Below are 24,289 nucleotides of genomic sequence, written 5' to 3'. Positions count from 1 at the left end.
ACCTCAATTGTGAACAGGCTATATTTAAATGTATGCCTATCCTTCGTATATACTCTTTCATATTTCCTATTCATGATAATGGTTAGCCGTTAGCTGTTAGCCGTGCTTTTCCCTTGCCGCTATCTGCTAACAGGGACAGATCAAAACATATATTTTAAAATAAAGTTCAGATAATCATACACTTAAGATTCTGATACAATCACTATTCTTTCTTCTACCAAGCGGTCCTCTACAATCTCTCCATCTCTAAATGCTACAATTCTTTTGGCATAGGCTGCAATTTCTGCTTCATGGGTAACCAATATCACGGTAGATCCTTCCTCATTGAGCTGCTGAAAAATCCCCATAATCTCGTTTCCAGACTTAGTATCCAGGTTGCCCGTAGGTTCATCAGCCAGGATTATGGCTGGATCATTTACCAAAGATCTGGCGATGGCGACACGCTGCCGCTGCCCACCTGAAAGCTCATTGGATCGATGATGCATCCGGTCTCCTAGTCCAACCCGCTCTAAGGCTGCCTCTGCCCGCTCTGTTCTTATCTTGGGTGATATGCCCGCATACATCATAGGCAGTTCTACATTTTTCAGGGCAGACATCCTAGGCAGAAGGTTAAAGGACTGAAATACAAAGCCGATTTTTTTGTTTCGAATCGCAGCCAATTGCACATCATTCAGTTCTTCAATTTTCTCTCCATCCAAGCGATATAGCCCCCCCGATGGCCGATCTAAGCATCCAAGAACATTCATGAGGGTCGATTTTCCAGAGCCTGAAGGACCCATAATTGCCACAAACTCACCCTTGCCAATCTCAAGATTTATTTTCTTCAATGCTTCTACCTGAATGCTTCCCGTATCATAGATCTTTGTGAGACTATCAATTCTTATCATTGTTCATCACCTTGTTTTCCTTCACTGGGTCCCCATCTTTTAGCTTCTCTGTTGGATTCATAATCACCGAATCCTTCTCCTTAAGGCCTTCTCCCATGACTTCTACCATCAATTCGCTCTCAATGCCTGTTTTGATAAGATGCTCTTTCGCCTTACCCTCTTCTATGGTGAAGATTACCTTTTCACCGTTCTTTCTTGTAAAGATCGCTTCATAAGGGATTACCAATGCACCCTTCTTCCTTTCCGTAAGGATATCTGCCGTAGCTGAAAAACCTGGCTTTAACGCTGTATCCTTATCTATAACCTCGATTTTTACTTTCACAACGGTCTCCTTACCTTGCCCTGTATTGTTGGAGACGGCTGTGGCGTCTATGTATTTTACAGTTCCCTTATATTCTTTTCCTTCAAAGGCATCTCCGGTGATTTTAACCTGTTGCCCAAGTGAAACCCTATGTATGTCATATTCACTAATGTTTGTAATAATCTCCAAGTTATTGGTATTCACAATGGTCATCAAAGGTGTGCTCGGTGATATTAAACTTCCCTCCACACCATTGAGCGTTGTTACCTTTCCTGGTATAGGCGTTTTTACAATGTACTTTTCTAACTCTGTTTTCAATTTTTCCACGGCCAGCTCCGATAGCTTTACTTGTTTTTCCTGGGCTGTCAGCTTTGACCCTGTTTTGGCATTCTCTAAATTCCTCTTGGCCAGTAAATAATTGTTATGATTCTGATCTAACGTACTTTTCGCATTGTCTAATTCACTTTTGCTTACAGCACCAGATTCATAGAGCTTTTTGTTGTTCTCATAGGCTGTTTGAGCATCTCGATATTTGATTTCTGCGTTACTGAGAGTAATCTCCATCTCCGTATAACTCTCGTTGGTCAGCTGCTGCAGATTATCCTTCTCCATGGCCAGCCTGATCTCGGCCTCCTGCATCTGATAATCTAGATCGCCGGATGAAAGCTTAACAAGTTCTTGACCAGCTTCAACCTGGTCGCCCTCCTTCACCAGAATCTGCTCTATCTTCGCCGATATATCTGACAGGATATCCCTTTTTTCTATGGAAATGACTTCTCCACTGGTAAGAATATGGGCTTCTATATCCTGTTTTTCTATAGATGCTGTTTTTACCAGGTCTCCTGCATCCTGCTTTTTCTGGCTTGCCTTGACGGCTGCAGCGCCCACAAACAGTACAATAACCAGAGCTACCCCAATCATAATAAACATTTTTTTCCTCGACTTTGCCATTTCTACGACCCCTTTCTTCATATATTTATCCCATGGCGCGATGACATTGGCCTCAAAAATATCATACGTCATTTTTCTTAAAAAGTCTGCCTATTCTTGGAAAAATTTTTCCATTTTAGAATTTAGGCCAGAATACAATAATCGGGCAGGATGACCCTGCCCCTACAAAATACATCCCCGTAGGGGCGGGGTCTCCCCGCCCGATTATCATACAACATTCAAAAACGAATTCCCTAACTTCCTACTATAAACAATTCTCCTTCGTCCGCCACATGATGACTGCATCCTCATTGTTATCTGCATAATACTTGGGACGAACACCACAGGGTTCAAAACCGAACTTCCGATAGAGATTTTGAGCTACATGATTGGATGCCCTCACCTCCAGGGTCATTTGATAAATTCCCTGGTCGTCAGCCCTCCTTACCATGGCTGCAACGATTAGCTCCCCATAGCCTTTTGCCCGATATTGGGGATGAACCGCAATGTTGGTCACATGGGCTTCGTCTACAATAAACCACATACCGCCATAGCCAGCAATTCGTCCATCCACTTCAGCTACAACATACTGGGCAAACTTATTCTTCGATATTTCCATCTCAAAGGCCTCCGGTGACCAAGGCACAGTAAAGCATAAATTTTCTATCTCTAAAACCTGGGGGATATCTTCCACCGTCATGCTTCTAGCCCTTACCACACCCATCTAAATCACACCTTTTCATTTTCTCTTCGTATTGGCGCTCTGCTTCAGATTTCCTAAGATAATTAGGCGTTAATGCATAAAAGCTTTCTACTTTTCCCTCAGCAGCTTTTTGCAAGCCCAATTGAGCTACAGAAGAAGCCCTAGGCATTTTTACCGTATTGGGAGAAAATACAGCCCGGTTTCCTAAGCTTTTCGTCAGAGCATCAGCATGCTTCTCTATACCATCTCCTACAAAAACAACTCTTTCAGGTCTTGCCAACAATTTTTCTATCAGCTCATCTAGGGTTATGGCCATGGGTGCTTCGATGCCATGCAAGTCACCGGCCTCCCATTTATAAACTGCAGTATACACTTGGTTTCTCCTGGCATCCAATATGGGACATATGAGCCCTTCACAAAAAGGCAGGTTAAATGCCAGCGCATCTAGGGTGGACACCCCCACCACAGGAATATTCGCAGCATGGGCCAACCCCTTTGCCGTGGCAACGCCAATCCTCAGTCCTGTAAAAGAACCAGGTCCCTCTGCCACAGCAACCAAACCGATATCTGCCATGGTTAGCTCGCAGCTATTCAGTAAGTCTTCAATCATAGGCATCAGCTTTTGAGAATGGGTTTTTTCATGATTGATAATGTGCTCTCCTATGAGTTTTTCCTCATCCATTACTGCTACTGAAGCCACAATAGATGACGTATCTAATGCCAGTATCTTCATACGTTCTTCAACTCCTCAACAATCTGTTGAAAATGGGGTGTTGTGCCCTTTATTTCAATTCCCCTATTCTGATCCCCATCTCCTTTATTTATATGTATCCACAGGTGCTCTGTTGGTATCAAATCTTCTATGAGGGACGCCCACTCAATCAAGCAAACCCCATCTCCATAGAAATATTCTTCATAACCAAGCTCCTCCATCTCTTCGACCTTCCGTATTCTATATACATCGAAGTGGTACAGGGGTAATCTTCCCACATATTCATGGATCAATGTGAAGGTAGGACTGGTAACATCCTCCTCTACACCCAATCCTTTCGCTATGGCCTTTGACAAAGTAGTCTTTCCAGCGCCTAAATCCCCTGTTAAGCACACAACATCTCCCTTACATAACAAGCTTCCTAATCTATATCCCAATTGAAAAGTATAATCCTCTCCAGAACTAACAATCTTCATCACAACTACACCTCGATTCGGCACGTTTTTGGTTAAAAATGTAACCCTGACCTTTATTTTATCAAATCCTAGCAGAGAGTAGTTTCTAAGCTTCTCGCTACTAGCCACTCGCCAAACCGAAAACAACAGGTCTTTTCCGAGAAGCGAGTAGCGAATAGCATCTCTCTTCAGCCTTTAATTACTATTCTGTCCAAAATCATATCATAATTATATATTTTGATGCAATGGAAAAAACACTCCACATAGGGAGTGTTTCTATCTTCTCGCTCTGCCCGCCGTCATGATCACTACGGTGGCAGCAGCATAGACGCCAAGCAGGAATAGAATTGCTGAAGCTATGAAATGCAATGCATCACCTTCTTCAAATCAACGCTACACTTCATTACCATTATATCCTTTTCCTATCATTATGTGCATCTTCTATTCTTTTTCTTTGAAATCAGCTTTAAGCAAAAAAAAGCTGCTATTTTGCAGCATTATTATCCTTCGTTTTCTGATTCGTTTGTCGTGTAATATTGAATGATAAGTTGATCCAGTTCTTGACTCAACAGGACGATCTCTTTATCTGAAATCATGCCTCTATCAATGATTAAATCCTCTAATCGACTTCTAACTTTGTTGATCTCATCGCCTAGCCTTTCCCTGTTGTCACTGATCATAATATTCACCCCCATATATGTAATATATACCTTGGAGGCCCATTTTATAAACAGTTTTTCCCATAAATTATTTATAACTTTTAGATAATTATTATTATATTTAGGACAAATCCTTATGCTCTCCATAATGCAAAACAAGACGAACATGGCGTTCGTCCTGTTACTTTTATTGCTTTAAAATCGGTGCAAGTTTCTTATAGAAAAGTCCCGTAATGATAGATACCACTGTACCTTTTAATATGTTGAATGGTACAAAAGCATATAAAATCAATGTTTTCATATCTACGATGGCACCATTGGCCGCAGCACTCATAGCAATGATTTGATCCATTGGCATAAACTTTGTGTAGAAAGGAAGGGTAATGTAGTAGTTAGATACCACACCCATAAGTACCATGGACACGATTCCCACAAACATACCTAAAACTGCCCCATTTTTTGTTTTGTTCTTAAGGTAGATGATGGAAGCAGGAACGACAAAAACTGAACCAACAAGGAAGTTCGCTAATTCTCCAACACCGCCCGTAGTATTCTTTGTGATAACATGTAGAATGTTCTTTACCAATTGAATGGCGACGGCAGCCCCTGGACCTAGGGTAAATCCGCCAATCAATGCTGGGATATCACTTAAATCAATGGTTAAGAACGATGGAAAGAAGAATAGTGGAATCTCCACCAACATAATAAGGTAAGCCAATACTGAGAGTATTGATACCTTTGTAAGCGTCTTTGTAGATGACTTTCGCGTCATTTGACCCGCTAACGTCATTTTGTTTGTCATAATTACTCCTCCTAATTTACATATTGAATTGGATGGAGAAATAATAAACACCTGAAGAACATATCCTCAGGTGTTAAATCGCTAAAATGCATAGCAATTTATCATCTTCTTCCATCCAGACTTTACTGTCGGTACTGGAATCACACCAGTTCTGCAACTTTCGTCGCTCGCGGACTTTACCGCCGGTCGGGAATTTCACCCTGCCCTGAAGATCTTCAAGATTCAGTTGTTTGTATTATTTCTTCATAATCATTATATAGCAGTATGGTGTTTCTTTCAACATTTATTTTACAATCTTACTCAAAGCAGTAAATTCTTGCTGTAATGAAATCTTTTTCTTGGTGCATACATAGCCAATGATAGCTAGAATGCTGTTATGAGGAATAAAGAACAATAGTCTTAACCATTCATCAGACAATATATGGGCAATATTTACGTCGAAAAATATATATGCGCATCCCTCTGTGATGATGACTACTGAATAAGAAATCAAAGTAGCAATCAAAGCCGTAGGAAGATTTACCCGAATCAGCACACACATATAGGTGACAATCGTAACAAATTGTATCAATGTATGTACGCCAAAACCTGTATACCGCCGAATAAAGTATGCCGTTAAGCCCTGGAGTATCCCTACAAAAATAAGTTTCCTCCATGACGGCCTTACCCCCAAAAGGGATAATCCTGCCCAAATAATCAGAATCGCCTCCGGTATTGCCCCCAATAATAAAACCTTTACCGGTAAAATATCCATATTCCCATGTCTCCTTTTTAATTTAGTTAGCCGTTAGCTGTTAGCCGTCAAAACCTTCTTCACCAACCTGAATTTTTAACTTATCTCATATGCCCAAACTATTCCTTTTGCTTTAAAACCGCTAACCGTTAACCGCTAACTGCTAACCTCTTCTAAACACCACTTTCCCATCGATTACTGTACAATCCACCTTAGATTGTAATGCAAATGGATGACCATCCCAAATCACAAGGTCTGCATCCTTTCCTTCTCGAATGCTGCCTACTCTATTGTCAATTCCTAGAATCTCTGCTGCGTTGATGGTAATTGCCTTTAACGCTTCTTCCTCATCCATGCCTGCTTTTACAGCCAATGCTGCACACATAGGCAGATATTGGAGGGGAACCACAGGATGATCTGTCATAATGGCAATTTTCACCCCTGCCTTGCTTAACACCCCTGCTGTTTCAAAGGTTAAATTTTTCAACTCATATTTAGAGCGATCCCCCAGACTTGGGCCCACTACTGCATACAAGCCTTCTTCTTTGATATGATCTACAATAAGATGCCCTTCTGTACAATGCTCCAGGGTAACCTTCACGTCAAATTCCTTTGCAATGCGAATCGCTGTGAAAATGTCATCGGCACGATGGGCATGGGCCTTAAAGGGAATCTCCCCTCTCAGTACAGGCTGAAGCGCCTCCATTTTCATATCGAATGCTGGTTTTTTAGAGGGGTCCTCTAAAGAAGCCTTCTGTTTCGCGCCATACTCTTTGGCCTTAAACAATGTATCCCTCAAGATTGCTGCTGTGGCCATTCTCGTACTGGGTGACTGCTTCTTATCATTGTATACTCTTTTGGGGTTTTCTCCAAAAGCACATTTCATAGCAACGGGATCCTTGATAATCATGTTGTCGACCCGGTCTCCATAGGTCTTCATAGCAACAAATTGTCCGCCAATGACATTGGCACTTCCAGGCCCTGTGGCCACGGAAGTGATTCCTCCTTCATAGGCCTCTCGGAAGGTTCTATCCATAGGGTTAATTGCATCAATAGCGCGTAAATGAGGTGTTACAGGATCGGTTGCCTCATTTCCGTCTGCCCCTTCAAAACCTATGGCATCTTCCCACATACCAAGGTGGCAGTGGGCATCGATAATCCCAGGAGTGATAATCTTTCCGGATGCGTCAATCACCTCTGCATCCAGGGGTACGACCATATTTTCCCCAATCTCTTTGATTCTCCCATCTTCAATCAAAATGCTTGCTTTATCGTAGATCCTTCCCTCCATGGTTAGAATCGTTCCATCTTTAATCAAAATCATATACTTTCCTCCTAATCTATTGCAGCATAGTTTGTCTATATTCCATCAACAACAGTATATGTACAGAAATTACTAATACTGGTAAAACTACATTGATACTTTTTCTACATTTATTCGTTAAATCCTTCAAAGAATATTCAGTGGAAAAATAATACAAGCTTAGTGAAGAAACGCTACTCGCTACTGGCCACTCGCCACTGGCAAAACCTAAAGGAAAAATCTTTTCCGAGAAGCGAGTAGCGAATAGCGAGCAGCCATAAAAAAACTATTTTTCCATTCACAAAAATATATTATAATGTATCTAGGCTTGTTAAAATTTTTTAAACGTTACAAAATAATAAGTTATTTAGGAACAACTGATCTGAAAGGAGTTTTTCAATGAAAAAGGGAGATTTTTTATGGCTATTATCTTTGCTTGCTGTATCTGCAATCTTACTTAGTCCTGCAACTCACGGCGTTTTTATTGCCACAACAAAGGCACACCCTTACCTTATGGGATTTATTAAAGTAGCCATTCTTGCCACCATGGGAGAGCTGCTTGCCATCCGTATTGTGGTAGGAAAATGGACCCAGCCCGTTGGACTTTTCTGGCGTATGGTCATCTGGGGTTTCTTCGGTATGGCTTTTGCAGTGGCATTTCCTATCTTTGATGCCGGTGTCCGCGGCGCCATTGGTGCAGGACTGATTTCTGACTTTGGCGGCAGCAAGCTTGCAACAGCATTTTTCATCAGTACATTTATGAACCTCATTTTTGCACCAACTTTCATGGGACTTCACCGTATCACTGATACCTATATTGAACTATGTGATGGTAAAGTCGGAAACCTAAGCAAGGTATCTATCCATCAAGTGGTGGAGCATATCGATTGGAAAATCCTTGTTTCCTTTGTATATGCGAAAACCATTCCGATTTTCTGGATTCCTGCCCATACCATTACCTTCATGCTCCCACCAGAGTACAGGGTATTAATGTCAGCGTTCCTTTCCATCGCCCTAGGCGGTATCCTTTCCTTCGTAAAGAAAAAGGGCCAGCCAGCGTAGAAGCGGTTAGGCGTTAGTGGTTTTTAAGATCAAAAGCGCATTGTAAAAACATATTATAAGATATTTGTAGGCGGGACTTAGGTCCCGCCTTTCATATTTCTTGATTCTATTGAAATCCTATGATGGTATTATATACCGTCTGTCATCCTGAACGACAGTGAAGGATCTGTATTTTACTCTTTGAGATGCTTCGCTATGCTCAGCATGACATAATTACTTTGTTGCATATCTGATGTTCCCATTATCGGGCGATTCGTGAATCGCCCCTACGGTTTTTCTCGACCTTAATCTCGATCTGCGACATCCATGTCGCACCCTCTACTTTCTATTCAAACCTTCAATAATCTCTACCAATTCCTCCATGGTGTCAATGACATAATCCGGCTTATGAACCATGTATATCTCAGGTGGCAGAGCACTCCAGCTTACAGCCACTGAAACGATACCTGCATTTTGGGCACACTGAACATCAAAGGGACTATCCCCGATCATAATAGCTTCTTCATGTGTTCCACCCATGGCTTCTAGGGCCATTCGTGCAGGGGTAGGATCTGGTTTATGCAGATCCGTATCATCGGCACCAATCATACATTCGAAATATCCATCCAAATCAAAGTGCTTCAATCCTCTTGTTGCTGATTCATTGAGTCTGGAGGTCACCACAGCCAGCTTATACCCCTGCTCATACAAGCTTTTAACCACTTCCTTTACGCCTGTATGTATGGTAATCAACCTATCAAAATTCTCAATTTGAAAACTTCTATAGGTTTCAATGGCTTCCTCCACGCAATCCTTACACTCCCGCTCCAAGGTCGTCCGTAAAATCTCACCAAAGGTTTCCACAATGTATTCTCTATTAACCTCTTTATCTAAATGCTGTCGATATGTATGCTGAAAGGATTCAATGATCAGATTGTTGGTATCTAACAAAGTCGGCTACTGGCTACTGGCTACTGGCTACTGGCTACTGGCTACTGGCTACTGGCTACTGGCTACTGGCTACTGGCTACTGGCTACTGGCTACTGGCTACTGCGAGTATATTTTGACTGCAACCTCTTGTCAAGCTTTTCTTAGTCTTTTCCGAGTAGCGAGAAGCGAGCAGCGAATAGCCCTTAATCTTGATCTTATTCCCCTATCCCCTTCATGCTCAAGGATACCTTTCCTCGCTCTAAGTCAACCTTTAATACCCTGACCTTTACCACGTCTCCTACAGATACAACCTCCATGGGGTTCTTCACATATTTATCGCTTAGTTCAGAAATGTGTACCAAGCCGTCATTTTTCACGCCTATGTCTACGAAAGCACCAAAGTCAATAACGTTTCTTACCGTACCCGTCAAGACCATGTCAGCTTTTAGGTCCTCCAGCTTCAAAACGTCATTCCTTAAAATTGGCTTAGGCATCTCATCTCTAGGGTCTCTTCCTGGTTTTTGGATTTCCTTTAAAATATCCCTCAATGTTGGAATACCCATCCCCAAGGTTTCTGCAAGAGATCCTAAATCCGCCTCACTCAATTTATCCTGTAGCTCACTCAGCTTTCTATTTTTCACATCCAGCAATGTATATCCCAATTTCTCCAAAAGCTTTTCCGCGGCTTCATAGGATTCAGGGTGTACCGCTGTGTTGTCTAAAACATGCTTGCCTTCAGGAATCCTTAAAAAGCCTGCACATTGTTCAAAGGCCGCTGGCCCTAGCCTGGAGACCTTTAACAATTGTTTTCTATTCACAAACTTTCCATTGTCCTCACGATATTTCACAATATTCGTAGCCACAGCCTTACTGATACCTGCGATGTACTGGAGCAAAGAAGGTGATGCCGTATTTAAATCTACACCCACACTGTTTACCGCATCCTCCACAACACCTTTTAAGGTTTCACTGAGTCGTGACTGATTTACATCATGCTGATACTGTCCTACACCGATGCTCTTTGGATCAATTTTTACCAATTCTGCCAACGGGTCTTGCACCCTTCTTGCAATGGAAATGGCTCCCCTTATGGATACATTGATATCAGGATACTCCTCAGCAGCTAATTTCGAAGCAGAATATACAGAAGCCCCAGCTTCATTGACAATCAAGTAATAGATGGGCGCCTCTACAGATTTTAGCATTTCCGCTACGAACATCTCGGACTCTCTGGAGGCTGTCCCATTTCCAATGGCAATGGCATTGATTCCATACTTCTCAATCAAAGCCATCAATTCTTTTTTTGCCTTCTCCTCATCATGCTGGGGTGCTGTAGGGTAAACCGTTGTTGTATCTAAAAGCTTTCCCGTTTCATCTACGACAGCGATCTTGCAGCCTGTACGATAGGCAGGGTCAAAGCCCATCACCACCATATTCTTCACTGGCGGCTGAAGAAGAAGATTCTTTAGATTGGCACCAAATACTTTAATGGCCTTTTCTTCCGCCCGCTCTGTTAAGTCATTCCGGATTTCCCGCTCTATGGAAGGAGCAATCAACCGCTTATATCCATCCTCTGCTGCCAATACAACATGGTCCGCACTAATACTTCGCTTTGCTTTCACTGTTTCTTTTTTCAAGAAATAGAGGATATCTTCCTCTGGAGCATGGATTTTAACTTTTAAAAATTTCTCTTTTTCGCCTCTATTGATGGCCAATATTCTATGGTCTGGAATTTTTTTCATCGGTTCTTTGTAGTCATAATACATTTCATATACAGATTTGGCCTCTGGGTCTGCGGCGTTGGAGATCATTACACCTTTATCAAAGGTCATATTTCTGATTTTCTTGCGATATTCCGCATCATCGGCAATCATCTCTGCAACGATATCGATGGCTCCTTGGATCGCCTCTTCTACTGTATGTACTTCCTTTTCCTCGCTAAGGTAACCCTTTGCCATTTCTTCCATAGATCCATCATATAGGTTTTGCGCCCACATGATCTGGGCCAAAGGATCAAGACCTTTCTCTTTGGCAATTGTGGCCCTCGTTCGGCGCTTTGGTCTGTACGGGCGATAAAGGTCTTCCACTTCTGTTAAAGTTACAGCCTTCTCTATTTTCCCCTGCAGTTCATCGGTTAGCTTATCCTGCTCTCCTATGAGGCGGATTACTTCTTCTTTTCTTGATTGAAGGTTTCTCAAGTATGTCAGACGATCAAACAAGTCTCTTAATACCGTATCGCTTAGCTCTCCCGTTTGTTCTTTACGATATCTCGCGATAAAAGGTATTGTATTCCCTGCATCGATTAATTCTACGGTATTTTTTACCTGATGCTCCTTCAATCGAAATTCGGATATCAGCTGTCTTAAAATCAAATCCATTAGAAATTACTCCTTCCACATTAACCTCGTTCTTAATCTAACCCCTATTATATAGTTGTACACCTTTTGAATCAAGGGATATAATATCATTAAAATAGCCGGAGGTCTCCGGCTATTTTCTATGCTTCTTTCTCCTCATCCTCTTCATCCCTAGTTACTTCTTCGCTATCCAAAGCAACAGCTGCTTCATCTCGCCCTTCAATGAATAAAGGCTGCTCCTCTTCTTCAAAAACTTCTTCTTCAAATATTTTTTCATCCAAAGCTTCTTTAGCTTCCTGCTCCACTACATTTTCCTCTTCAAGAATCACCATGGATTCTTCTACATCTTCTTCCATATCCTGCTCTTCTACGAACGCCTGATGTATCTCCTGTGGCAGAGAATCCTCATATACAACATCTTTACCATGCTGCGCTTCAACCTCAAATCGTTGAATAAAAGTCTCTAGATGATACGCCATTTCACCGAGTCCCTTAATGGCGTCTGTAATCTGCCGAATGGCTTGATCCTGCTCTTCTGTGCTGGCAAGGACAACCTGGGTACTGGCCGCTGTAGCCTGTGATACATGATTCACTTCTAGAATCGACTGCTCCACCAGATCCATACCCGCTGTAAGCTCTTCAATAGCCCCCGTAAAGCTTTCTACCTCGTGGGCTACCTTCTGGGTTTCTTGAATAATGTCATGGAAGGATTGGGTCGTTCCACGAACTACCTTTGTGCCATTCCTTACGCCTTCCAAACTGTACTCCATGGTTTTAACAGCACGATCTGTCTCTTGTTCAATCTTCTTGATCAGTTCCACAATATTGGTGGTCGCCTTGGCAGATTGTTCTGCCAGCTTTCTAACCTCATCGGCAACAACAGAGAAACCCCTGCCATGCTCACCTGCCCGGGCTGCTTCGATAGCAGCATTCAAGGCCAACAAGTTGGTTTGATCAGAAATCTGCTTAATCAATTGAACAATATCACCGATTTTATAGGTATGCCCGCTCAACTCTTTGATGATCGTTGCCGATTCTCCTACGGTTTCATCTATGGATTTCATGGTCTTCACAATTTCCTCGATATCTTGGGCACCATTTCTCGCCAGCTCCGATGCATAGGTAGATGATTTCAATATCTCCGTTGCATTATCTGAAACGCTGCGAACCCCTTCAATCATTTGATTTACTACCTCTGTACTGGTCTCCACGCTGTGCATCTGCTTTTCTGTACCTGCCGCAACCTCATCAATGGCAGCAGTAATTTCCTCTGCAGCCTCTGCAGTAAGCTGCGCATTGTTTTCCAATTCCTTGGTAGAGCGATTGATTTGTAAAGAAGCACGACTTACATCCTGAATAAGCTGAGACAATGAATCAACCATGTCATTAAAGGCCTGCTGTAACAATCCAACCTCATTCTTGGCATTCACATCTATGCGCTCCGTGAGCTTTCCTTCCTTGATTTTATTGACTACCTTCAGCATGTCTGTAATAGGCTTGGTAAAGGCCCTAGCAAAAACACTGCTTCCTAAAATACTTAGTATGATTATGACCAATGAAATAATAATTGTTCTTATTAATGCTGCTCTTCCTTGGGATGTAATCTCGCTGTATTGTTGTTCTACCAATACACCCCATTTGGTAGATGCTACAGGTGCGTAGCCTCCAACCACCTTTCTTCCCTCGGAATCCTGGTAGATTTCTACATCATTCTTTCCTTCTATAACACTGGCTACCCCTTTAACCCCTAGATCCAATGCATTTTGTTTGGTTAAGACCTTCTCTTTGAATTGAGGATGGGCAATGATATTCCCCTTTTTATCAACAACATAGCTATATCCTGTTTCACCCATTTTCATGTCTTTTGTCAGATAAAACAATCTGTCCAATCTTAAATCTACCGCAATTACACCTGATCGACCAGACACCATACTTTCTATGGGGATAGATAAAATGATAATTGGCATATTGGAATCTTCATCGATGAATGTATCCGATATGTACGTTTTTCCTGCCGCAGCCTCTTTGAACCAAAGGGTATCCTTATAGTTCTTGCCGTCGTCCCTCCGGTTATTTGTTGTTACGGTGATATTTCCATCCATATCTGTGATATATGCGGACTTAAATTGTATATTATTGCTGGTAACTTTACTGAGGGCAATACTTTTTTCATATTTATCCATACTTCCAAAATCTACAGTTGCAACTACTGTCTCCATAGCATCCAGGGAGCTGGTTACATAGAGATCCACCTGCTGTGCAACAACTTTGGCCATGAGCTTGTTGGATTCCTTTTTGTTCTCTACTAAATCCTGGATGTCACTGCGATAGTTCATGATTCCAATGGAGGTAACGGTCAATGTAATGATCAAAACAATGACTGCAGCAAGCTGCACCACCATTCTTGACTTAGCACCCAGTCCTGTATCTACAGAAACATGTTTTTCTTTCTTCTTCTCCTTGAATTTCAACTTCATCTTACCCACTCCCCCTTTTGCAATCTCCTAGCCACATTAAAATGTAAAAATAAATATCATATATATATTCTCGTAAAAATTTATTTTTCCTTTATGTGTTGTCAATTTGTTGATATATTTGTAATCTTGTGTCTACTTTTTATAGACATAATCGGGCGGGGTCTCCCCACCCGATTATGTCACATATTTTCGCAAACAAAAACTCGGTTACACCGAGTTCTTATTTTTCAAATATTCATCTATAAACAAATCGATATCTCCATCCATAACCCCATGAACATTCCCTATTTCTGCATTGGTTCTATGATCCTTTACAAGGTTATAGGGATGGAATACATAGGAGCGAATCTGGCTGCCCCATGCGATCTGGTTGTAATCACCTTTTAAATCTTCAATCTTTTCCTTTTGCTCCCGTTCCTTTAATTCGATGAGCTTACCCTTCAACATCTTCATGGCTGTATCCCGATTGCTGTGCTGAGATCGCTCATTTTGGCATTGCACCACAATTCCTGTGGGTAGATGGGTAATACGGATGGCGGACTCCGTCTTGTTTACGTGCTGTCCACCCGCTCCACTGGCCCGATAGGTGTCTACCTTTAAGTCACTCGGATTGATTTCTATATTGATGCTTTCATCAATATCAGGCATCACATCCACAGAAGCAAAGGAAGTATGCCTTTTTCCCGATGGATCAAAGGGGGAAATCCTTACAATCCGATGGACGCCCTTTTCACTCTTCAAATACCCATAGGCATTTTCTCCTTCGATCAGCAACGTCACACTCTTGATGCCAGCCTCTGTATCAGGTAAAATGTCCAGGGTTCGCACCCTGAAGCCTCTTTTTTCTGCCCAACGGGTATACATACGAAGGAGCATCTCTGCCCAATCCTGGGAATCCAGTCCACCAGCCCCTGCATGGATTGATAGAATCGCATTGCTGTGATCATACTCCCCAGACAAAAGGGTCTCTACCTTCATCTTGTCGATGTCCAACTGGAGTTTCTCAACGCCCTTTTGGAGTTCACCCTCAAAGGATGGGTCCTCTTCCTCCATGGCCATCTCCAACAGTACCAATAGGTCTTCCCAGCTCTGGTATATCTCAGCAAATTTTCCCTGTTTATCTTTATATGCCTTCAGCTGCTGTAATATTTTTTGCGCCTCCTGGGGATCATCCCAAAAACTCTGCTCAGAAGCCTTGGACTCTAATTCTTCTATACGATTTTCTAATGTAGCAATGTCAAAGAGAAACCCTCAAATCTTTTAAAGGCTCCTCCAGCAGATTCAATTCATACTTCATTTGCTCCAACTGGATCACTTTCTTCACATCCTTTTATTCTTTTTCGGTGCACGGTTCGCGGTACACGGTTTCACGGAATTCGATTTATTCATATTAACGAGCCCTATTACAGAATGTGGCATACTACGTTCAAATAATCTCAATTTGTGTATCCGGTTCTCGGTTTCGAAGAGTTCGATTTACTCCCAAAGGCATACCCTAGCCACCGGTCACCGCGTACCGATCACCGCGCACCTTCTCTTCCTACTGTCCACAGCATTTCTTATATTTCTTTCCGCTGCCACATGGGCATGGATCGTTTCTGCCTGTGGTATCTTCTTTTACTAACGGCTTGTTTTCAACTTCTCCATCACCGCCGCCGCTGGTTCCTGTTACCTGTACCACCTGCTTACGCTGGGCATCGGTTTGTACAGTTACATTAAAGATATATCTCAAGGTATCCTCTTGGATATTCTTGATCATTTCCTCAAACATATCAAAGCCTTCCTTTTGATATGCCCTTACAGGGTCCTCTTGTCCATAAGCTCTCAAGCCAATTCCCTGTCTTAACTGATCCATGGCATCGATATGATCCATCCATTTCGTATCAACCACTTGAAGCAGCATTACCCGCTCCAGTTCTCTCATACGATCTTGGCCTATTTCCTCTTCCTTCTTACTATAGATCTCTTCAGCTATTTCCATGATTCTTTCTTTTAATGTCTCGTGGGTTAGCTCCTCTACGTTCTCAAACTGCAAGCTTCCCTTTGGCATGAAGATATGGTGAAGATTATCTTCCATGGCTTTTAAATCCCATTCTTCAGGATATTTCGCATCGGCTGTATATACCTCTACCACACTGTCTACCAAAGAACTCAGCATATCCATCACATGGTCACGCAGATTCTCTCCCTCAAGGACTCTTCTTCTTTCTCTATAAATAATCTCTCTTTGCTTGTTCATCACATCGTCGTATTGGAGAACGTGCTTACGGATGGAGAAGTTTCTGCCCTCCACTTTTTTCTGAGCCCCTTCGATGGATCTTGATAAAAGGCTGGCTTCAATCGGTTCATCATCATCCATACCCAGTTTTTCAACAACACCTTTGATACGGTCGCTGCCAAATAAACGCATCAAATCATCTTCTAAAGATATAAAGAACTGAGACACCCCTGGGTCACCCTGACGCCCCGCACGCCCGCGGAGCTGATTGTCAATTCTCCGTGATTCATGACGTTCTGTACCAATGATATATAATCCACCCGCATCTATTACCCTTTGATGCTCCTCGTCGGTTGCTTTCTTCATTTTCTCATAAATCTCATTGTATTTATTTCTAGCTTCTACAACTACCTCATCATCCGTGGCCACATGGCTGGTAACCATGGATAACACATATTCATCATAACCCATTCTTCTTAGTTCTTTCTTTGCCATAAACTCTGGATTTCCACCAAGCACGATGTCAGTACCACGACCTGCCATATTTGTGGCAATAGTTACTGCCCCAAAATGTCCTGCCTGTGCAACAATTTCAGCTTCCCTTTCATGATGCTTTGCATTTAGCACCTCATGGGTTACACCATGCCGCTTTAATACCTTACTCAACATTTCAGAGGTTTCTATGGAAATCGTACCAACCAGTACAGGCTGACCATTCTTATGTCGCTCAATGATTTGATGTACAACAGCCTTAAATTTGCCTTCCATGGTCTTATACACAGAGTCGGCCTGGTCTTTTCTTTGAATCTCTCTATTGGTTGGAATCACCACAACATCCATGTTGTAGATATGCTTAAATTCCTCTTCCTCAGTTTTCGCAGTACCTGTCATACCCGATAACTTGCGATACATTCTGAAGTAGTTTTGCAGGGTAATGGTAGCCAACGTCTTGGATTCTCGCTGAACTTCGAGCCCTTCCTTGGCTTCAATGGCCTGATGTAATCCATCGCTGTAACGTCTTCCAAACATCAAACGCCCTGTGAATTCATCGACAATGACGATTTCCCCATCCTTTACCACATAATCTTTGTCTAACTTCATCAGATTGCGTGCCTTTAGGGCCTGATTGATATGGTGAGATATCTCCATATTCTCAGGATCTGCTAGATTCTCTAATGCAAAGAAGCTCTCTGACTTATGGACGCCATCATCTGTTAAAACAACGGTATGGGCCTTTTCATCTACGCTAAAATCTACTTCTTTCTTAAGTCCTTTCACAAATTGATCTACAATGGCGTACATCTTTGTAGATTTTTCTCCAGCACCTGAAATAATAAGGGGTGTTCTGGCTTCATCTACTAATATACTATCCACCTCATCCACAATGGCATAGTTTTGCTCTCGCTGTACCATTTCTTCCTTATAAAGCACCATGTTATCCCTTAAATAATCGAACCCAAACTCATTATTGGTTCCATAGGTGATATCACTGTTGTACGCTGCTCTTCTTTGCTCGTTGGTCAAGCCGTGTACGATACATCCTACAGAAAGTCCCAAGAACTCATAAATTTTGCTCATCCATTCTTTATCACGCTTCGCCAGATAGTCGTTTACAGTAACAACATGTACGCCTCTTCCTTCCAAAGCATTTAAGTACACTGGTGCAGTGGCCACAAGGGTTTTTCCTTCCCCTGTCTTCATTTCAGAAATACGCCCTTGATGTAAAACGATTCCCCCTAAAAGCTGAACACGGAAATGTCTCATCCCCAAGGTTCTCCATGCCGCTTCACGGACAACGGCAAAGGCCTCTGGCAATATGTCATCCAGGGTTTTCCCGTTCTTTAACGCCTCTTTAAATTCTACGGTTTTATGCTTCAATTGTGCATCACTTAAAGGCTTTATCTTCTCTTCCAAAGCATCTATTTCATCTACGATTTTGAACAAGCGCTTTACTTCACGATCATTGAAGCTCCCAAAAATTTTATCTAAGAAACTCATTCGTCTCATCCTTTCTATGGCAGTATAGAATACTCCAATTTTCATTGTAACACAACAATTTTCTTGATAAAAGCTTATCATAGATATTTTATGTTACAATTATGTGAAAATACAGATAACCTCTATTAATATGTAGCTTTCCATCAGTAATTTAATCAATTATTCAGGCCTTTTACTGGCTCGGTTAGCAGTTAGCAGGTTAGCCGTTAATGAACAGCCGTCCCTGTAGGGAACAGGCATGCCTGTTCCGCAAGAATAGCGATAAACTCTTCATATAGACTATTCAAAATTTTTGATGATATAAAAAAGGAAGAGTAATATACTCTCCCTTATATTCTTCCTTTATATCCATGTTTTATCATACGATGTCGCACATAAAACTTACTTTTTTTCATTTCACCTGTGATAAATAGGATCAATCCCAGGGTTATAAAGATATCTCCAATACTGATTACCTTTGGCAGTGGATATGGCTTCGGTATAGGAATGAATTTTGCCAGCATCTTGATCCCCTGGGCTGCTCCTTCTAAAGAACGGAAATGCATCATATCGCCGCTTTGAATGGCATTAACCATGGAATCTAGTCCCGCAAGCTTTAAGGCTGAAAAAGAAATGGGCATCTGAAAACCATTAAAGGCGATCACAATCAGATTCAGCAAGATTCCAACGAAGAAAGCCCACATTCCCTTTTTTCTTAGATTCATGCATATACAAATCATCGTAAGAATAATGGATGTGGCATAGATATGAGGTTGATACTTTGCAAAGAACGGAAAATCCTCGGAAATAATGGGCGTCAATTGCAGCAGCAGGGCTAGAATCAAAATCGTCCAACCATTGATCTGCATATCTCCCAAATTGCTAAACTTTCCACCTCTTATTTTTCCTAAAATCAAGCCTAATATTGTTCCTTCGATTAGCAAGCCATATCACTCCTTCTTTGCGTAGCGCGCTCTAGAATTGGGTGCCTGTTTCTGATGCACCTTACCTCAAGGGTAGTACGTTAGCCGTTAGCCGTTAGCCGTTAGCCGTTAGCCGTTAGCCGTTAGCCGTTAGCGAAGTATTTTCATGCTTCAATGATTTTATACTCAATAACATTTGTTTTTGGATAAATAAAAATACGCCTATCATCATAAATATATCCCCTATACTCAGGGCTTTGGGTAATGGGTATGGTTTTTTCAGGTGAATTATATCCCCTAAAAAGCCAAATACAGTGCTTTCATCCAATACCGAGTGGACTAAATCCCTTCCCGACTGCAGTATTGCTATCTTTTCTTGATTGATGATGGGATCAACACCACTGATATCCACAGGCATTCGACCACCGTTTGACATAATAACAATAAAATTTAAAATGATTCCAAATAGAATCAATCTAAAACCTGTTAATTTTCGATTATATAGTATTACATAAATCAATAAGCCATAAGTTACCAAATGAATCAGCCAGATATACTGATCCGTATATTGCCACAAAGATGGGATTTCTTTTCCACGAATCCATGAAGCCGTCACCTCAATCAACGCTGCCAAGGTAATTAACCACCATTTCTCAATGTAGGTATCCACAAGGTTCTTTACCTTTCCCCCTCGGAGCTTTCCAACAACAATGGCACTACCCACAGATTCAACCCACATGGGCGATTTCCTCCCCATGCTTTCTTAAATAGTCACGAAATGCCTTCACCACAATGGGATTAAACTGTATCCCGGATTCCTTGACTAAGATATTCATGGCTGTATGGCTATCCATAGCCTTACGGTACGGACGATCTGAAGTCATGGCATCATAGGCATCGGCTACCGCCAAGATGCTGGCTTCCATTGGAATTTCAGCATCCTTTAGACCCTCTGGATATCCTTTCCCATCAAATCGTTCATGGTGATATTTGATGATTTTAGACACATCTCCTAAGAACTCTACCTCAGACAGAATCTTGGCACCAATCTCTGGATGTTTTTGAATTGCTACATATTCGTTATCTTCAAGATGTCCTGGTTTGTTTAATATACTGTCAGATATACCTATCTTTCCTATATCATGCAAAACCGCTGCGGTTTTGATTCGGTCTAGCGCATCATGCTTATAGCCCATTTGTTCTGCAATCCCCACAGCATAGTCTGCAACCCTGTAGGAATGTCCATTTGTATACTTGTCTTTGGCCTCCATGGCACTAGACAAAGCTTTGATCGTTTCAAAGTAAACATGACGCATATCCATATATAGTTTAAAGGAATATCGTGCAATTAACAATGGTCCAAAAAATAGTAGCACTGCAAACCATCCGTATGATTTATATGCCACTGCTATAATTATACCTAATGGAGATAATCCTAAAATATTTACTGATACCCATGCATTATTCTTAAAAAATTCCAAGGGATTCTTATTTTCTAATATCGAAGTTAATAGCGAGAAAATTAGGCTATTTACAAAGATATAAACACAAATACTGACAATGATTCCAATTCCATTCAAATCGTAAAAAGTCAAAACTTTATAGTTTGAATTAAAAAGACTATAGCCTATTCCTGCACAACCAAGTGAAATTGCGTATGCACTTCCGTTAAAGACTCTTTTATATAAAGAGCTATTAAATATATGCACAATTTTCCCATTGGCAAATTCAACGCATAATACCATTGAAACGAAGCCGACTAACGCTGCTATTCCTGGTTTAAATATTAGTAGAGTAGCCATACCTATAGCAAAATTAACAGATATTGCAGTGGTTCCCTTTAGTCTAATATTTAGAGCTTCTGCTATTGCACCTAAAATAATAAAAAATACGATTGATGATACGGCATTCATATCAATCATGCCAACAGAGTTATACATGTAGATTATCCCTATTCCAATGATACAGGCAGTATATAGTTTTAGTTTAACAGGCATACCTCTCATGTTTATTCTCCTTTATATGATTTTAGGTCGGCATTAAAATTAAAAACTATTTCCAGCTGTAGCTTGCGCCGCCAGCTAAAACTAATGATAATAAGCTCATAAAAAGTACCATTAATCTTTTTTGCATGTGATATAGCCCCCTTTGTAGTAGGCTCTGGTGCTTCGCTAATGTCCACAGGCTATATCCGCTTCGCTATGTTTTTAAAACTAGCCGACCTAAAATACTAACTTAGTTACCGAATCTTACGATTCTCCTGTTGATGGCATCCAGGGTTGCCCGGACGATGGTTTCATATTCATCCTTTCGCACCACGGCAGATCCAACCATCAGTTCTTCTTCATGATGAGTGATGAGGCTAATGGCTGTAACAATCACATTTCGCTTTGCCAGCTGCATTTGCTCGATATCCTCTACGATAAAGGTACTATTCATTCCCATTAGAGAGTGAATGCATTCTAAGGTTGCATTGGCTACCATTCGGTAGACATTGTTCTTTGAATTCATCCCCTGGGCTAAGCCCTCGATCAACTCATCCCCTTTTTGCAGCACCACCTTGATCTGAGCCATATTCCCAGATACCGAATATCCTATGGAATGAATCTTTAAACGGAATTCATTTTCTACTTCTTGCTTAAAATTAATCTGTGCCACACTGATAATTTTGTGGTCGATCTTTATATCAAACTTAGCCGTTAAGGCTGATTGAATATCTCTAGCGATCTGCTTGGCATTTCTCTGATTTGACGCCAATACATGTATTTCTTCTAAATCGTTACTATCACTTACAATTACCTTTGATGAAATCACTTCAGGTATGTGATTAATGATTTCTTCCATTTCCGATATCATTTGATTTATGTTTAGATTCTCCATGTTAAACCCCTCTAGTCCCCATAATATATTCAATCAATACATATAACTATCCCAACTACATCTATTCGACTTTTGTCATCTATATCCTTCTTTTTTATTTGATAACAATACATAATTTTACATTTTATTAAATTTGTCAATATAGAGCATGAAATGTGTAGGGTGCAGCCATGCATGTTCTATTCTCGTAGGGGCGATTCACGAATCGCCCGATATCAGTCATCGCCCCAAATAAAAATAGGACAGCTTGCGCTGTCCTATTGCTTTCTTCTATTAGAATGTTGGTTCAATTAAACCATAATCCCCATCCTTACGCTTATATACCACGTTTAATTCCTCCGTATCCCCATTGGTAAATACAAAGAAATTATGTCCTAGGAGTTCCATTTGAAGTACTGCTTCTTCGGGATCCATAGGTTTGACGGAGAAACGCTTCGTCCTTACAATCTTAGCCTCACTTTTCTCACCTGGTGTCACATCAGGAATATATTCAAATCGAATGGTATCATGACCTTTATATTTTTTTTCCAGCTTGGTTTTATATTTTTCTATCTGTCGATTTAACTTGTCTATGGCCTTATCGACGGATGCATACATGTCTTCTGTAGACTCCTCCGCTCTCAGGATTGATCCATTGATTGGAATTGTAATCTCAAAGATCTGTCTGTTCTTTTCCACACTAAGGGTTGCCTGAGCCTCTGTATCCTCCTTAAAGTACTTTCCAAACTTCTCCAGCTTGTTATTGATTGTGTCCTTTAACGCATCTGTTACCGCTAAATTCCTTCCACTGACTCTGACTCTCATATACTTCAGCTCCCTTCAACATATATATCATCGAGTCGGATATGCTCCAACTCAAAACTTGTCTTTATGCTGGCTGAAAATGATGTTATATAATCATATTCGCCAGATTTCAATACTTTCCTTTTAATTGCTAGAAATTTTTGAACTTAAATGGACAAGTTTGATATATCATTATTTTACCCAGCCACACTCATATCAAACAACCATCTTCAATTTCTTCAAGGAAATTATTCCTTTATATTATTTTGTCAGATCAACTCATCCTAATAAATACACTTATTCATAATATATTGAAAATTCAACAGGACTTTTCAACAGTATCCACGAGTTTATCCACAGAATTTTTACAATTTTTCTATATCTCCATTTATTATTAAAAATAAAGTAGTTTCTTAACTTAATTTTTTACCAAATTTATGAAAATATACAACCTGTCCACATATTGTGTGTATGTTGAATGTTTTTCTGTGGATAATGTGGATAAAACTGTTGATAACTGATTTTTTCAATATCACAACTGTGCATAACCCTGTGAACCAATGGTGGATAAGTCACTTTTTGCATCATTTTGTCATTAATTGTATTCAATTTTCGTCATAAATTATTTATATTTCGACAAAATACCATATGACAACACCTGCAATTTTATCTGACAGTATTTTTTGCGAACTTATTATGTATATGCACAATCTGCGAAAAAAGAACTATATAACGTAAATATCTTAAATTAAGGTCGAGATCGAGATTAATCAAATTTGTAGGGGCGATTCACGAATCGCCCGTAGACCCCAACCACCAGCCTAACTGTCATCCTGAGCATCGCGAAGGATCTGGCTTTTAGTTTTACAGATGCTTCGTTGCACTCAGCATGACATAACAATGAACATCTCTATTAATATCGGGCAATTCGTGAATTGCCCCTACAACCGCAATCCTAATCTCAAGTAGCTTTGCTATGCACCATCCTACATAAAACAAAAATCCCCAATCAAATGATTAAGGATTCTCTTCGCATCACTGCCAATGACACATATATTTAGCTGACCTGGTCTTTGACCCCACACTCGCCTGCTGGAAGTTTCGCTCTGGGTTCGCCGCCACTACTCCCCCTCTCAAAAGTAATGATTTATGTACAATAACATCATATCATTCTTCTGGCAGGTCTTACCTCTAAGCCGCACCATGCTCAGCAGCTC

The 24,289-nt window shown here is 41.0% G+C and carries 20 protein-coding genes and 1 riboswitch; of the genes, 1 reads left to right on the top strand and 19 read right to left on the bottom strand.

Annotated elements, in window-relative coordinates:
* Nucleotides 1–182: 182 nt before the first annotated feature.
* From K0R93_RS07475 to K0R93_RS07435, 9 genes are all read right to left on the bottom strand, one after another.
* The gene (locus K0R93_RS07475) at nt 183–887 is read right to left on the bottom strand and encodes an ABC transporter ATP-binding protein (protein ID WP_300299567.1); all 705 of its coding nucleotides are present in this window, start codon (nt 885–887) and stop codon (nt 183–185) included.
* Nucleotides 874–2,139 carry an efflux RND transporter periplasmic adaptor subunit gene (locus K0R93_RS07470; RefSeq protein ID WP_300299565.1) on the bottom strand — a complete coding sequence of 422 codons (1,266 nt, stop codon included), beginning with the start codon at nt 2,137–2,139 and terminating at the stop codon, nt 874–876. Before K0R93_RS07470 ends, K0R93_RS07475 begins: the two co-directional genes overlap by 14 nt.
* A gap of 244 nt (nt 2,140–2,383) precedes the next feature.
* Nucleotides 2,384–2,842 (bottom strand): ribosomal protein S18-alanine N-acetyltransferase, encoded by a 459-nt coding sequence (rimI, locus tag K0R93_RS07465; RefSeq protein WP_300299563.1) that lies wholly within the window; start codon nt 2,840–2,842, stop codon nt 2,384–2,386.
* Nucleotides 2,823–3,554 (bottom strand): tRNA (adenosine(37)-N6)-threonylcarbamoyltransferase complex dimerization subunit type 1 TsaB, encoded by a 732-nt coding sequence (gene tsaB / locus K0R93_RS07460; protein WP_300299561.1) that lies wholly within the window; start codon nt 3,552–3,554, stop codon nt 2,823–2,825. Before tsaB ends, rimI begins: the two co-directional genes overlap by 20 nt.
* Nucleotides 3,551–4,009 (bottom strand): tRNA (adenosine(37)-N6)-threonylcarbamoyltransferase complex ATPase subunit type 1 TsaE, encoded by a 459-nt coding sequence (gene tsaE, locus K0R93_RS07455; protein ID WP_300299559.1) that lies wholly within the window; start codon nt 4,007–4,009, stop codon nt 3,551–3,553. Before tsaE ends, tsaB begins: the two co-directional genes overlap by 4 nt.
* A gap of 479 nt (nt 4,010–4,488) precedes the next feature.
* Nucleotides 4,489–4,668 carry an aspartyl-phosphate phosphatase Spo0E family protein gene (locus tag K0R93_RS07450; protein ID WP_300299557.1) on the bottom strand — a complete coding sequence of 60 codons (180 nt, stop codon included), beginning with the start codon at nt 4,666–4,668 and terminating at the stop codon, nt 4,489–4,491.
* Nucleotides 4,669–4,834: 166 nt separating this feature from the next.
* Nucleotides 4,835–5,449: an ECF transporter S component gene (locus K0R93_RS07445; protein ID WP_300299555.1), complete on the bottom strand. Its 615-nt coding sequence runs from the start codon at nt 5,447–5,449 to the stop codon at nt 4,835–4,837.
* A gap of 99 nt (nt 5,450–5,548) precedes the next feature.
* Nucleotides 5,549–5,666, bottom strand: a riboswitch (FMN riboswitch).
* A gap of 66 nt (nt 5,667–5,732) precedes the next feature.
* Nucleotides 5,733–6,203: a hypothetical protein gene (locus tag K0R93_RS07440; protein WP_300299553.1), complete on the bottom strand. Its 471-nt coding sequence runs from the start codon at nt 6,201–6,203 to the stop codon at nt 5,733–5,735.
* 142 nt (nt 6,204–6,345) lie between these two features.
* Complete coding sequence (locus K0R93_RS07435; protein WP_300299551.1) at nt 6,346–7,506, bottom strand: amidohydrolase; 1,161 nt, start codon at nt 7,504–7,506, stop codon at nt 6,346–6,348.
* Between the two features lie 378 nt (nt 7,507–7,884).
* Here K0R93_RS07435 and K0R93_RS07430 point away from each other — a divergent pair, with 378 nt between their 5' ends.
* Entirely contained in the window at nt 7,885–8,547 is a 663-nt protein-coding gene (locus tag K0R93_RS07430; protein WP_300299549.1) for a hypothetical protein, read from the top strand.
* Nucleotides 8,548–8,865: 318 nt separating this feature from the next.
* On the opposite strand, the gene K0R93_RS07425 is transcribed toward K0R93_RS07430, so the two are convergent.
* The 10 genes from K0R93_RS07425 to hpf all read right to left on the bottom strand — a co-directional run bounded on the left by K0R93_RS07425 (nt 8,866) and on the right by hpf (nt 23,093).
* Nucleotides 8,866–9,477 (bottom strand): HAD-IA family hydrolase, encoded by a 612-nt coding sequence (locus K0R93_RS07425; protein ID WP_300299547.1) that lies wholly within the window; start codon nt 9,475–9,477, stop codon nt 8,866–8,868.
* Between the two features lie 195 nt (nt 9,478–9,672).
* Nucleotides 9,673–11,835 (bottom strand): Tex family protein, encoded by a 2,163-nt coding sequence (locus K0R93_RS07420; RefSeq protein ID WP_300299546.1) that lies wholly within the window; start codon nt 11,833–11,835, stop codon nt 9,673–9,675.
* Between the two features lie 119 nt (nt 11,836–11,954).
* Entirely contained in the window at nt 11,955–14,291 is a 2,337-nt protein-coding gene (locus K0R93_RS07415) for a methyl-accepting chemotaxis protein (protein ID WP_300299544.1), read from the bottom strand.
* Nucleotides 14,292–14,498: 207 nt separating this feature from the next.
* Nucleotides 14,499–15,606, bottom strand: a protein-coding gene (prfB, locus tag K0R93_RS07410; protein ID WP_300299542.1) for a peptide chain release factor 2 whose coding sequence is annotated in 2 segments (ribosomal slippage) — nt 14,499–15,530 and nt 15,532–15,606 — 1,107 coding nt in all. Because the reading frame shifts where the segments join, the coding sequence is not laid out codon by codon here.
* A gap of 225 nt (nt 15,607–15,831) precedes the next feature.
* Nucleotides 15,832–18,507: a preprotein translocase subunit SecA gene (gene secA / locus K0R93_RS07405; protein ID WP_300299540.1), complete on the bottom strand. Its 2,676-nt coding sequence runs from the start codon at nt 18,505–18,507 to the stop codon at nt 15,832–15,834.
* A gap of 329 nt (nt 18,508–18,836) precedes the next feature.
* Nucleotides 18,837–19,430, bottom strand: a complete 594-nt coding sequence (locus tag K0R93_RS07400; RefSeq protein ID WP_300299538.1) for a DUF5317 domain-containing protein — start codon at nt 19,428–19,430, stop codon at nt 18,837–18,839.
* A gap of 115 nt (nt 19,431–19,545) precedes the next feature.
* Entirely contained in the window at nt 19,546–20,148 is a 603-nt protein-coding gene (locus K0R93_RS07395; RefSeq protein ID WP_300299536.1) for a DUF5317 domain-containing protein, read from the bottom strand.
* A complete protein-coding gene (locus tag K0R93_RS07390) occupies nt 20,138–21,415 on the bottom strand; it encodes an HD-GYP domain-containing protein (protein ID WP_300299534.1) in 1,278 nt (425 codons plus the stop codon). Before K0R93_RS07390 ends, K0R93_RS07395 begins: the two co-directional genes overlap by 11 nt.
* A 229-nt stretch (nt 21,416–21,644) precedes the next feature.
* Nucleotides 21,645–22,289 (bottom strand): hypothetical protein, encoded by a 645-nt coding sequence (locus K0R93_RS07385; protein ID WP_300299532.1) that lies wholly within the window; start codon nt 22,287–22,289, stop codon nt 21,645–21,647.
* A 273-nt stretch (nt 22,290–22,562) separates the two neighbouring features.
* On the bottom strand, nt 22,563–23,093 hold the full coding sequence (hpf, locus tag K0R93_RS07380; protein WP_300299530.1) for a ribosome hibernation-promoting factor, HPF/YfiA family: 531 nt from the start codon (nt 23,091–23,093) through the stop codon (nt 22,563–22,565).
* Nucleotides 23,094–24,289: the final 1,196 nt, after the last annotated feature.

Origin of the sequence: Anaerosolibacter sp. (assembly GCF_029240175.1) — a bacterium.
Taxonomy (GTDB): domain Bacteria; phylum Bacillota; class Clostridia; order Peptostreptococcales; family Thermotaleaceae; genus Anaerosolibacter.
This window is presented reverse-complemented; position numbering and strand designations above follow the sequence as displayed.